Below are 11724 nucleotides of genomic sequence, written 5' to 3'. Positions count from 1 at the left end.
GAGGCGGTCAAGTGTCGTCGGCAAAAGGCTGCGGGAACCGGGCACTAGTATATGTCGCCCAAAAGTGCGCAGCGGTTTTAGTAGACCTACTTCGACAGGAACATTCCGCCCCGCAAGCAGCTCATGCATCCGAGAAAGTTCAAGGCCCATGAAAAAACCGGAATCATTAAAGACCGGCAAGAGTTCAAGTGGACAAGTTTCGCGACGCCGCTCGCGGATAGTAAACCGACGAGTCACAGGAAGCCTTTGACCGCGCGTTGAAAAAGGTTGTAAAGGCTCCCAAGCTGGACCGAATTGCGATCAGATCACAAAGAGCCCCGGCATGATGCGGGGTTTTTGTTGCGGCTATAGCCATTCCCCTACGGCTGGGTAATCCTTTTGGTGAAATTGCGCGGGCGCTGACGTGCCCTTAAATTGCGGTTGTCCCCGTGAAAGAGTGACCAGTGCGGCAGCCCTCTCCACAAGTCCCGCCGCACTGGTCATGCTCCCTACGGCTGAGCAGCTAGGCCGGCTATCCCTTCGTCAATAATCTCTCGTATCTGCGGCGCGTTCGCCTCGTGCACCGCCTGCCTATGAGCCAGTTCAAGGCCATGCGACCTTTGAAGCGTATGGGTCTCTTGGTCCATTCGCCCCAACGTTGGCGATTGTGCGCGGTTCCTCGATTTGGTGATCTGCCGGCCTATGATTTGGCTGGGTTGGTCAAAGGGACAATCGCCGCTGCAAACATGAACAAAAAGTGAACAGCTAGTTAAAATGAAGCCTTGACCAGAGAGGAATATGTTCCTTATTCATGGCAGTATCTGAGCAGAAAAGGCTATGCCGGAAGCGCCGAGGCACGCCGACTGGTGAGGTTATGCCTGAATTGGTAACACGGATCGGTGGACGATTGATAAGGCTCGCGGCGACGTCGTTGTCGCGTTGCTGCCCCTCATTGCCTAAAATGAGGCGCTTCGCCGACAACTCGCTTTGTATCGTATAGCCCTGTCGAACGGCTAATTCGCGCGGCTGACACAAGGGTCGTTGCTAAATGTGGACCCGCCGAGGACATTCTCAGAACGGAGGTTGGGGCCGGGAGGGAACGCGCATCGAACCGGGGCCGATCTCCGGATGCGATGGTCTGCAGCCGCTTGCACGCTGTCGTCCGACGCCGACCCAGGGTGATGTTGATTTACTACAACAGCCGACATGGCGTGGAAAAGATCCCGACACCAGGCGAGCCCACGGTGGGCCGCGACCGGGGGCCGGTCCTGCGAGGTTAGAAGTCCACAGGTTACCGAGAAATTGAGAGGACTTGGACATGCATGACTTGATCGATTTCTTTCAGGCGAATGCGACGTTCGTAATCGCCAATCCCGCACCCTTTGCAATCTTCGCCATGCTCTTTGGCAGCGGAGGGTTCGCCGTGGGCCGCTACTTTTTGACAGAACGCATCGCCAATCTTGAAAGCCGTATTGCGCGGCGTGATGACGAGATAGAGCAGCTGAAATCTCCCAGCACCACCAACAAGACGGAAGGATCGCTGATCCCGATCATAGGCACCTCGGCAAGCGGAAACGAAACGGCTCCGCTGTTGGGAAAATGGCCAGATCGGCGCCAGTCGGGCAAACTGTCAGCGCCGCCGCGTCACAAGGCAATCGAACGGCTATAGACGAGCCGGCACCCTGAGGGGGACGTGCGGTCAGTGGCCGATTTTCTGACACTCTTCGAGCATGCCGCCGAGTTCCTGGCAAAGAAAGACTTGGCCCAACTCATTCGACTTGTCATCCAGGCCCATCCGCCTGTTATAGGCCGACACTTGGTCCCTCAATTGAGACACTCGGCCAGCCCTATGACCGCTGGAGTAAGCCCAGCCGCCTACAGCACATGTGATCACTGCATAAACCAAGACACCAAGTGCCACCCTGCTGCCGCGCACCTTTTCAGGCAACAATTTAACGACGCGTTGCATGAGTTATCATCTGCTGTTGCTGCTTTAACTGCCAACTTTGGCGTAATAAGATGAACATTTTCTTGAGCACTCGCTCATCGAAAGTCCAGGTCTGGTAAACGCTTTTCTGTGGGCCATGCTGCCGATACGCGCCCGAGGTGAGGCGCTGCTAGGACCGCTCCGGAACACCAGAGACAAGCACCCATCATGCTCATATGAGGCGGATGGCTGAAACGTCGGTGGTATGCCGACGAGCTTAGCAAGACTAGACAGGCGTTCGAACGGCCTCGGTCATTTTCTGAAACTCAGCAAGAATCTCGGGGAAGCTCTGCGCGAGATATCGAACAACGCGGGCGTTTTCCAGGAGCCGGGCAAGATACCCTGTGGCCACCACCAGATCCAGATGGTCAGATCCGTAGCTCGCCTCGATGAGCCGATACTCTCTATCGAGGTTGGCCGACTCGTTCTCCATCAACGCGATTTGGGCATCGCTGAGGCCAGCCAGTTTCTTCGGCTGCGACGTGTCGGCAAGCTGCGACTGCGGCGTCGCGCCAACCAAGGATTTTGCGTAGTTGATCGAGAACTTGTTCATGGCGACCATCAGCTGCACTGCCTCGATCTGACGCACGGCGCCCAACTTTCGTAGCTCAATGAACGTGTTCGTTGGGACGAAACGATCCTTGAGTATTTCGACCGCTTCCGGACAAATCCCTTTCAGCAGGTGCTTTTTGAGCCTGATCTGGGCGACATTGACATTGAGCGTTGTTGCTATGGTTGCCTCGGGCACACCGCTGTCGATAGCCTTCAGGATCATGAAGTGTTCCTGGATCGTCGCGAGCCGGCTCACCCGTTTGTTGTAGGTGAATGCCTCGTCATCGCTTGCGACCAGACACTCAACCTCAGTAACGCCTATCTCGCGCAAGATCTCGATACGCATGTGGCCGTCGACCAACAGGTACTTGCCCGGCGTGTCTTTATCCCTTGCAACTACGGGCAACTCCACAAGTCCGATCTCGCGAACAGACGACCTGACCTGTTGGTATTTCGGAGTTTCCTTGGCGCTTTCGGTGAACAGGTGAAGCGGCTGAATGTCCTCTAGCCGGAGGCGAATTGTGTCGCGTTCAAACGCGGATTTTATGTCCGGAACTGTGGAGTACTTCGATGTCATGCGGGCTCAACTCTGCTGATCCTAGCCGCCAGATTCCGTGGCAAGGTGTCCAGCCCTTCCGCTCTAACAACGTCCTGGAATGCCTCTTCTGCCATGAGCTGCCGCAGTGCGTGGGTGACAAACAGAAGGCGGTTCCGCGCGGCATCTGCCTTGCGGACCAGAATGCGTTTTCTGTCCGTATCCGCTTTGAAGGCTTTCATCAACGCTGCCGCAGAAGGGTTCTTCGCGCGCTCTGGAAGGAACGTTCCCAGGCCTTTCCCACGCCTGCGCCGATTCTCGATCAAGCGACGCGCTATCGCAAGCTTGTGACCACGCAGCTGGTTCTTCTTATAGGCAAGCTGAAGCACAGCCTGGATGCCGGGCTCGTCGGCCAATGCGATATCGACTGCCACCGATAGCGGAATCTGGCCGGAGTCGACTGCGCGCAAAAGGCGCTGTTCGCCTTTTGACAGGAGGCGTGCAATCCCTCTGACATATTCGGTCGAAAGACCGATCTTTGCCGCGATATCGGCGTCGGTATAGTTGCTTTCTTTGAGTCGACCGATGTCCCGAAGAAGGTCATATGCTGTATGATACCGGCGAGCGCAATTTTCGACCAGTCCTTTGAGCAGTGCCTCGGCCTTGGTTGCCTCTATGACAAACACAGGAATTTCGGTCTGGCCAAGCAGCCTGAAAGCCTCAATGCGCCCCTGACCACACACCAGGTCGTGCGTGAAAGCGCCTTCGTCAACTTCTCTTTTCCTTACTGTGATGGGACGTTTCAGGCCCACGCTCTCGATGCTGTCGACAATATCTCGGAAGGATTTCTTGCCTCGAGTGCGCGGGTTGGTGACCTTGATCGCGTCCAGGCTCAGCAGCGAAATCCGCTTGGTGGTGGCGTCCATCAGGGTGCAGCCGTGATGGCGGCGCGTTCGGCCAGGGCAAACAGCGGATCCAGCGATCTGAAGAAGAAGGTGTTGAACGCCAGGCGCTTGTTCAAGACAAGATTCAACGGTTTTCCGCCAATCTCATTTGCTGGCGCTATCAGATAGTCGAGGATTGTCTGATTGTCGGGGCTCATGCGAATGGCCACCTTCACGTCCGGAGCAATACACTGTTCAGGAGCGGCCAACCAATGGGGATAGCCGTATGGCGTGTTGCGGCAGCGCGCCATTGCGATGGATACGGTGAATTCATCGTTGACCCGAAGCACTCCCAGTTCGCCCTGACGCACCGCCGAGCCGCCCGCATGATCAATGGACGCGATTGTTGTTTGAACGACTTCTTCAAGAATTTCACGAAGTCGCTTTCGGATATCAAGAAATCGATAGTTCTGAGACGGATCATATCCAACAAGCATGTAAGCTCGCAGCAGGCTGCCAAATTTTTTCCTATAGCGGCTGCTTGGCGGACAGTCTTGTGCAGCGTCAATGATCGGGCCCGATAGGGTTCCATACCTCTCCAAAAGTCTGGAGAGCACAACCAACATCTGATCGTTGCTCATTCGAAACGAGCGGGCATCGGCTATCGCTCGAGCGCGGTCGAAAATTCTCCGGTCGACAATGGGCTCAAAGGCGCCATCGGCGCGCACCAATCGGGTCGCATCATTGGTCACCTTCTTCTTCTTGAGCTTGCATGACTGGTGATTCCAGACGTTGTTGCCAACGTATTTCTCGTTGCTGAGTATCTGACGAATAGACTCGCGTTTCCATGGTCGATTGAGATCGGTGACGACTCCTCTGGCATTCAACGACCGCGCGATCTGAAGCTCGGTCCGACCGGCCTTCACGTATTCATCATAGATCCAGCGCACTGTCGCAATTTCATCGGGTGGTCCAGGCGTGAGGATGACCCGATCCGTCTGAAGGTTCTTGTACTCCTTGAGGGCGAGCGCTGTCTTCGCGCATCCATGCCGGTCGATAAGCAGACGCCTCAGGCCCAGGCCCGACGAGCCTCCTTGCCGATATCCCTTTCGAATGAGCCGGGACTGGCCGGCAAACACCTTGACCGACAACACCCGACTGTGCTCGGCGGCCATGCTGCGCTTTATTGCCTTGAGCAGGTCTGATCCGATGCTGCCATCGTTCGTAAACTGCTCGCCGCAGTATTCAATTCGGACGCCGGCAGCATGGCACCGGTACTCGTATGACGCACTCTCATCGGTGTTCTGGAATCGTCCCCAGCGACTTACGTCGTAGACGATTACGATTTCGAAATCGGCGATTTTCGTCTCGATGTCAGCCAACAGCCTTTGCAGACCGGCGCGACCTTCAAGGTTCAAACCGCTGCGGCCGGCATCCTCATATGTGGCTACGATCTCGTAGTTCATCGCATCCGCGAAGTCGCGGATTGCATCCTTCTGATTGTCGATCGAGTAGCTTTGGTGGTCCGTGGACATTCGCACGTACTGGGCTGCGCGCACGCGTTGCGCGCCATCTGCAGCTCGACGGGCCGTATGGGCCTGTTCCATCATCCAGCGCCTAAAAGGCAGTTTGAACGTTCGCCTAAACCTGCCAACCTAGCCGACTGGCGCTGGAATTTCGTTACATTTTCATGGACACTTTGTGTCAAATGGCGCCTTGTTGCTATGGCACGATGCTCGAAACTCGAAGGCGAGCCTCAATCAACGCCCGAGAAACCATGTTTTGTTTCGTGAGGCCCCGTGCCCCCGTTCCGCCGCAATGCGGCCGCACGGGACGAGCCATAGGGATTTCAGGCCTTCAAGGGAGACCTCACATGAACTTTCACAAAGCCATAGCCGCCGTGCTGATGACCGCAGCACTGGCAGGCTGCGCGCAGACCGAGGGCCAGCAGCGGGCCGGAACCGGCGCGCTGATCGGCGGCGCCGGCGGCGCCCTCGTCGGCCAGGCCATCGGCGGCAACACCAAGAGCACGGTCATTGGTGCTGCCAGCGGCGCCCTGCTCGGCGCGGTCGTCGGCTCAGCCACCACCCCGCAGCGCCGCGGCGAGCAGCTCTGCCGCTACCAGGACCGCTACGGCCGCATCTACACCGCGCCTTGCGACGACCGGTATTACAACGGCGACTACTAACCAGAGATGGTATCTGATCGTCGCAATCCTTGGTTCGGAAGTTAAGGACGCGCGGCGGAGCAGCCCGAGAAGCGCTGGTCGCGCATTCTCTCTCATCGGCGCCGCCGGAACGCGGCGCCACGACCGCCTCTGTCGCCATCGGCAACATCTCCGCCTCAAGGGGAGATTGGCAGCGCCCCTACTCGGCCGGCGTCCTCTCGAGCGCTGGCCAGGTCTTGCGGCCAAAGCGCTGGCCGATAAAGCAGCCCGCCTTCTGGCCGGGAACCTCGATCAGATCACCCAGGACAACAGGGTCACAGTCGGCAGGACGATTGCAACGAGGATCGCGAAAGCCAGCGGCGCCGGTCATCGTGACGTGAAGGCGGCAATGCGCCGATTGCGACACCTCGCCTGTGCGGTCTGCCGGCACGCTCGAGGGCATATTCGAGAGGCATATGAATGAAAAGGTCGAACAGGCGAAAGGCTGTTTCCGGCTCACAGCGGTAGCTCGGCGCGGCCGACCTCAACGGCAACATGGATGAGAACTGGCTCCCCAGCCACGGACCCCTGTGGCATTCACCGTTGTGCCGCTTCCAAAGCTATGGGCCTTCCGAAGGCTTGGCTGATTCGAACCGCCGCCCAGGTCAGAGCGGCGACATTGAAACAAATGCATTCACCCGCGACGGCCTGCCGAACCAGTTAGGCAGAAATTCAGCAATATTGTATAAAATTGACATGGCTTCACGCTTAAGTTGTATTGGCGAATTCCCTCATTCTATCTGTTAATCGATCCACGGAGATTTTTTCTCTGTACTACATGGTTATTCCGTGAAACTATCATTTGAATAACAAGTTGGTCCGGCAGTGATCGGTCGAACGCGCATCGACGGTTTCAGGCAAGGTCACGCACTACGAGGAGGGTCTGGGTTATGACGACGATCGTCAACGCTATAGGCGTTCCTCTTCCCTACAGTGGATCTTCAAGTCATTGGTTCTCGGCCTCAGGGGCCGGATCGGACTTGTACGGCACCCCCGGAAACGACACCTTCTACGGAGCATCCGGCGTCAATGTCACCATGCACGGTGGCTATGGCGACGACATCTACTACCTCTACGCGGCGGGCAACAAGGTGGCGGAGGCCGGCAGCCAAGGGATCGACACGATCAGCACATGGATGAGCTACACGCTCCCGGGCAACGTCGAGAATCTGGTCGTAACCAACGCCAACAACTATGCATTCGGAAATGGATTGGACAACATCATCACCGCCAAGGCCGGCCACCAGACGCTGGACGGCGGCAAGGGCAATGATGTTCTGATCGACGGTGGCGGCGGCTACGACACTTTCATCATCGCGAACGGCAACGGAAGCGACCTGATCGCCAATTTCGCCGCGACCGACACCGTCCGTCTCGATGGCTATGGGTTCATGTCCTTCGACGCCATCCACGCGAACATGATCCAGGCTGGACCGAACGTGATCTTGAATCTCGGATCCGGCGAGATCCTCGAGTTCAAGGACAGGACCATCGACAAATTCCAGCCCAGCCAGTTCGAGCTGCCGATTAACAAGGTCGGAATGACCCTGTCCTTCAACGACGATTTCAACGCATTGAGCCTTCATAATAGCCAAGGCGGCACGTGGGACACCAACTTCTGGTGGGGAGCGCCCAACGGCAGTACCTTGACCGGCAATGGCGAGCTGCAGTGGTATATCGACGCGAGTTATGTCCCGACGAGCTCCGTCCACCCGTTTAGCGTGAACAACGGCGTGCTCACCATCACTGCCGCGCAGACACCGGCGGATATCAAGCCGCTGATCAACAATTACGAGTACACATCCGGCATCCTGACGACGCACGACTCCTTCTCGCAGACTTATGGCTATTTCGAAATGCGCGCCGACCTGCCCGAGCACGCCGGCGCCTGGCCGGCCTTCTGGCTGCTGCCGGAAGACGGCTCGTGGCCGCCGGAACTGGACGCGGTGGAAATGTACGGGCAGAAGCCCAACTCGCTTGTGATGACCGCGCACAGCAACGAGACGGGAACGCACACCAAGGTCTCGACCACGGTGAACGTCATGGATACCGCAGGCTTCCACACCTATGGTGTGCTGTGGACACCGGACAAGCTTATCTGGACCTATGATGGCGTGCAGGTTGCGGAAGCGGCGACACCGTCCGACATGAACAAGCCCATGTACATGCTGGTCGATCTTGCGATCGGCGGTCAAGCCGGCGCGCCGCCGGACCATCTCGCCACGCCGGCCGAGATGAAGATCGACTACATCCACGCCTATACGCTGGACGCTGTGCAGGGCAACCCCCTGCTCGTCAGCAGTAGCAGCAGCACCACCACGCACAGCGTTGCCACGCACAGCTTCGGCAACAGCACACTGCACCACGGTGGTTCCGAATTTGGTGGCCACGTGTAAGATCAGGCGACCGGTTCGATGTCTCGGGATCATGCAGCGGCGGCAGAAATGACTGGATCGTCGAGCCTGCGCGCGGTGTTCTTGCGCGCCATCGCCGATGTCGGCGTCTTCTCGCTGCTGATCAACATCCTGGTTCTGGTGATCCCGCTCTATTTGCTGCAGCTCTATGACCGCGTGCTGCCGTCGTCCAGTGTGGAGACGCTTGTTTATCTGTCGGCCATCGCGGTCCTCGCGCTTGCTTTCCTCGGCTTGCTCGACGCGGTGCGTGCCGTTTACACGCAGCGCGTCGCGGCCGCCGTCGACAGGAAGCTCGGCGCGAGGACATTCGCCCTTTCGCTGGCGCCCAAATATGCCAGCGGCCGATCGCCGCTGCGCGAGCTTGCCTCGGTCTGCGCTTTCATCAGGTCGCGCGGTGTGGCTGTGCTGTTTGACCTGCCCTTTGCACCCGTGTTCCTCGCGCTCCTCTATCTCATCCATCCCGTCCTGTTCTGGCTGACGCTCGCCGGCACGGCGCTGCTCGTTGCGCTGGTCGCGGCCAACCAGCTTGCCATCGGCAGGAAGGATGCGCTGTCCACGGAGCGTTCGGCGCTCGCCAGCCACGCCGAGCAGGTCTTTGCCCGCAATGCGGAGACGCTGCGCGCCATGGGCATGGTCGAGAATGCCGCACGCGTCTGGGGAAGGCATGTCGGGGCAGCGCTCACCCTTTATGACCGCTCCTCGAGCGCCAACGCGATCTTCAGCGCCGCCTCGCGGGCGCTGCGCATGATGTTGCAGCTGGCGATCCTCGGCGCCGGTGCCTGGCTGGTGATCGAGGGGCAGATGACGCCCGGCATGATCTTCGCCTCCTCGCTGGTGTCGTCGCGCGCGCTGCAGCCGCTCGACCAGTTGATCGGCTCCTGGCGGCAGATCGTCGACGCCAGGCGAGCCTGGAAGCAGCTGGAGACGGCGCTTGCGGCGCATCCGACTGAAGCGCGCAAACTGACGCTGCCCGACCCGTCGGGGACGTTTTCGGTGCAGGACGTTTTCTTCATGGCGCCGAATGCACGGCCCGGCACCGAACCCATCCTCAAGCGGCTGAACTTCGCGGTTCGCGCCGGCGAAGCTATAGCGATCGTCGGCCCGAGTGGCGCCGGCAAATCGACGCTGGCGCGATTGCTCATCGGTGCTGTGCAGCCGACCGGCGGCTCGGTCCGGATCGACGGCGCCGATCTCCGGAACTGGGACCAAAGACAGCTCGGAAAGCAGATCGGCTACCTGGCCCAGGAGGTGGAGCTCTTCCCCGGATCGATCGGCGACAATGTCGCCCGCTTCGACGCGCAGGCGGCGGATGCCGCGATCGTCGAGGCGGCGCGGCGCGCTGAGGCGCATGAGCTGATCCTGGCGCAGCGCGACGGCTACCAGACGATGATCGGGCCTTCGGACAGGACGCTCTCGGGCGGCGAGCGCCAGCGGATCGGGCTGGCGCGCGCCTTCTATGGCGGCCCGCGGATCCTCGTGCTCGACGAGCCCAGCTCCAATCTCGACGGCAGCGGCGAAACGGCGCTCGAAGCGATGCTGGTCGCGGCGAAAGCCGCGGGCGTCACGACTATCGTGATCACGCATCGCCCGTCCATCGCCACGGCCTGCGATCGCGTGATGGTTTTGCGCGGCGGCATCATCGAGGCCTTCGGCCCGAGCGCCGAGGTGCTGCGGCAGCCTGTGGTCAGCAATGGCGTCGCCAAGGGTGTTCCGGCCCGGCCGAGCACGGTGGTCACCGGGTCCTTCGCGCCGACGATCCGCACGCACGACATCCGCTTCGGTCCCACACGATGACGGCCAAGAGCCTTGCCAGGAACGGCCAGCCGCGCACCGACATAAGGCGCGTGGCCCTCACCGGCTACCTTGCCATAGGGCTGCTGGCGGGCAGCTTCGGCTATTGGGCGGCCACCGCGCCGCTCTCCGGCGCGGTGATCACGCAGGGCACGATCTCCGCAACGGGCGGCAACATCCACATCCAGCAGCCCGAAGGCGGCATCGTCCAGCAACTGCTGATCCACGAGGGCGATCGCGTGCAGCAGGGCCAGGACCTTGTCATCCTCGATAAGACAGCCGCACAGGCCGAGCTCAACCGGCTGACCAGACAGTCGATCGCGCTCGAGGCGAGCATGGCGCGGCTGGAGGCCGAACGCGACGGGATGGACAGGCTGGCGCCGATCAACGAGGCAGCGCCGGCGTCGTTCCAGCAGGATTTCCAAAAGCTCATCCGGGAACAGCAAAAGGAGTTCGATGCAAGGCTCGCTCGGTTCCGGTCGGAACAGTCGATCATGGCGCAGCGGGTCGCCATGGATCGCGAGTCGGTCGTGGGCCTGAACGCCCAGAAGCTTGCCATCGAGCAACAGTCCGAGGTGGTAAAAAAGGAGCTCGGCATCAAGACCGGCCTGCTCGACAAGGGCCTCACCAACCGCACCGAATATTCGCAGCTGCTGCGCAGCGAGGCCGATCTCGTCGGCCAGGCCGGCGCGCTGGAGGCAAATCTTGCCGCGGCCAACAGCCAGATCGTCGAAGCCCAGGTGCAGGTCGAGCGCCTGACCTCGCAACGCGTGGAAGAGGCGCTGACCAAGCTCAACGAGGTCCGCACCAACCTCGCCGACATCGAGGAACAGATCAGGGCGGCCGAAGCGGTGCTTCAGCGCACGACGATCAAGGCGCCGGTAGCCGGCATCGTGGTGTCGTCGACCTATAATTCCAAGGGTAGCGTGATCGCGCCCGGCGAAAAGATCATGGAGATTCTGCCCACGGCATCGGGTCTCAACGTCGATGCGAAGCTGCGGCCGAAGGATGTCGATCAGGTGCGTGTCGGCCAGCGAGCGAAACTCAGATTGTCGGCGCTCAACATGCGCCTGACGCCCGAGGTTTCAGCCACAGTCACACAGATCTCCGCCGACCGGCTGGTCGACCAAGTCACGCATGAACCCTATTTCCGCGCCAAGCTCAAGATTGCCGACGCCCTGCCGCCCGGCGTGAAGGCCGAGCAGCTTTATCCCGGAACGCCGGTCGAAGCCTTCATCAATACCGGCGACCGGACTTTCTTCGAGTATCTCGCACGGCCGATGATGGACTCGTTTGCGCGGGCATTCGCCGAGCGGTAGCTTCATGCGCCAATTCACATTCCGATTTTGATTTCATTTCCGATAGGCCCTGCATTA

9 protein-coding genes are annotated in these 11724 nt (G+C 59.6%); 5 read left to right on the top strand and 4 right to left on the bottom strand.

The genetic code is table 11. The features are described from left to right. The first annotated feature begins 1297 nt into the window (after window positions 1-1297). A complete protein-coding gene (locus tag NKJ01_RS24150; protein WP_352731610.1) occupies window positions 1298-1648 on the top strand; it encodes a hypothetical protein in 351 nt (116 codons plus the stop codon). 30 nt (window positions 1649-1678) lie between these two features. Here NKJ01_RS24150 and NKJ01_RS24145 read toward each other — a convergent pair whose 3' ends face one another. The 4 genes from NKJ01_RS24145 to NKJ01_RS24130 all read right to left on the bottom strand — a co-directional run bounded on the left by NKJ01_RS24145 (window position 1679) and on the right by NKJ01_RS24130 (window position 5544). Continuing rightward, window positions 1679-1948: a hypothetical protein gene (locus NKJ01_RS24145; protein WP_352731608.1), complete on the bottom strand. Its 270-nt coding sequence runs from the start codon at window positions 1946-1948 to the stop codon at window positions 1679-1681. Between the two features lie 244 nt (window positions 1949-2192). Then, window positions 2193-3095: a plasmid partitioning protein RepB C-terminal domain-containing protein gene (locus NKJ01_RS24140; RefSeq protein WP_352731605.1), complete on the bottom strand. Its 903-nt coding sequence runs from the start codon at window positions 3093-3095 to the stop codon at window positions 2193-2195. Next, window positions 3092-3979, bottom strand: a complete 888-nt coding sequence (locus NKJ01_RS24135) for a plasmid partitioning protein RepB C-terminal domain-containing protein (RefSeq protein WP_352731603.1) — start codon at window positions 3977-3979, stop codon at window positions 3092-3094. Before NKJ01_RS24135 ends, NKJ01_RS24140 begins: the two co-directional genes overlap by 4 nt. Further along, window positions 3979-5544 carry a recombinase family protein gene (locus tag NKJ01_RS24130; RefSeq protein ID WP_352731601.1) on the bottom strand — a complete coding sequence of 522 codons (1566 nt, stop codon included), beginning with the start codon at window positions 5542-5544 and terminating at the stop codon, window positions 3979-3981. The genes NKJ01_RS24135 and NKJ01_RS24130 overlap by 1 nt, the downstream gene beginning before the upstream one ends. A 266-nt stretch (window positions 5545-5810) precedes the next feature. Here NKJ01_RS24130 and NKJ01_RS24125 point away from each other — a divergent pair, with 266 nt between their 5' ends. The 4 genes from NKJ01_RS24125 (at window position 5811) to NKJ01_RS24110 (ending at window position 11667) form a co-directional block, all read left to right on the top strand. Further along, a complete protein-coding gene (locus tag NKJ01_RS24125) occupies window positions 5811-6125 on the top strand; it encodes a YMGG-like glycine zipper-containing protein (protein WP_352486238.1) in 315 nt (104 codons plus the stop codon). Between the two features lie 908 nt (window positions 6126-7033). Continuing rightward, window positions 7034-8539 carry an endo-1,3-1,4-beta-glycanase EglC gene (gene eglC, locus NKJ01_RS24120; protein ID WP_352731598.1) on the top strand — a complete coding sequence of 502 codons (1506 nt, stop codon included), beginning with the start codon at window positions 7034-7036 and terminating at the stop codon, window positions 8537-8539. A gap of 48 nt (window positions 8540-8587) precedes the next feature. Beyond that, on the top strand, window positions 8588-10351 hold the full coding sequence (locus tag NKJ01_RS24115; protein WP_352731596.1) for a type I secretion system permease/ATPase: 1764 nt from the start codon (window positions 8588-8590) through the stop codon (window positions 10349-10351). After that, complete coding sequence (locus tag NKJ01_RS24110) at window positions 10348-11667, top strand: HlyD family type I secretion periplasmic adaptor subunit (RefSeq protein WP_352731594.1); 1320 nt, start codon at window positions 10348-10350, stop codon at window positions 11665-11667. Before NKJ01_RS24115 ends, NKJ01_RS24110 begins: the two co-directional genes overlap by 4 nt. Window positions 11668-11724 lie beyond the last annotated feature (57 nt).

This window comes from Mesorhizobium sp. M0276, from assembly GCF_040321755.1.
In the GTDB taxonomy this organism is placed as follows: domain Bacteria; phylum Pseudomonadota; class Alphaproteobacteria; order Rhizobiales; family Rhizobiaceae; genus Mesorhizobium.
The sequence above is the reverse complement of the archived record's forward strand: the minus strand, read 5'-3'. Positions and strand labels throughout refer to the sequence as shown.

Coding starts and splice junctions, on each gene's coding strand:
- NKJ01_RS24135 (WP_352731603.1), bottom strand. CDS start 3,979: ATGGACGCCACCACCAAGCGGATTTCGCTGCTGAGCCTGGACGCGATC.
- NKJ01_RS24150 (WP_352731610.1), top strand. CDS start 1,298: ATGCATGACTTGATCGATTTCTTTCAGGCGAATGCGACGTTCGTAATC.
- eglC (WP_352731598.1), top strand. CDS start 7,034: ATGACGACGATCGTCAACGCTATAGGCGTTCCTCTTCCCTACAGTGGA.
- NKJ01_RS24140 (WP_352731605.1), bottom strand. CDS start 3,095: ATGACATCGAAGTACTCCACAGTTCCGGACATAAAATCCGCGTTTGAA.
- NKJ01_RS24115 (WP_352731596.1), top strand. CDS start 8,588: ATGACTGGATCGTCGAGCCTGCGCGCGGTGTTCTTGCGCGCCATCGCC.
- NKJ01_RS24110 (WP_352731594.1), top strand. CDS start 10,348: ATGACGGCCAAGAGCCTTGCCAGGAACGGCCAGCCGCGCACCGACATA.
- NKJ01_RS24125 (WP_352486238.1), top strand. CDS start 5,811: ATGAACTTTCACAAAGCCATAGCCGCCGTGCTGATGACCGCAGCACTG.
- NKJ01_RS24130 (WP_352731601.1), bottom strand. CDS start 5,544: ATGGAACAGGCCCATACGGCCCGTCGAGCTGCAGATGGCGCGCAACGC.
- NKJ01_RS24145 (WP_352731608.1), bottom strand. CDS start 1,948: ATGCAACGCGTCGTTAAATTGTTGCCTGAAAAGGTGCGCGGCAGCAGG.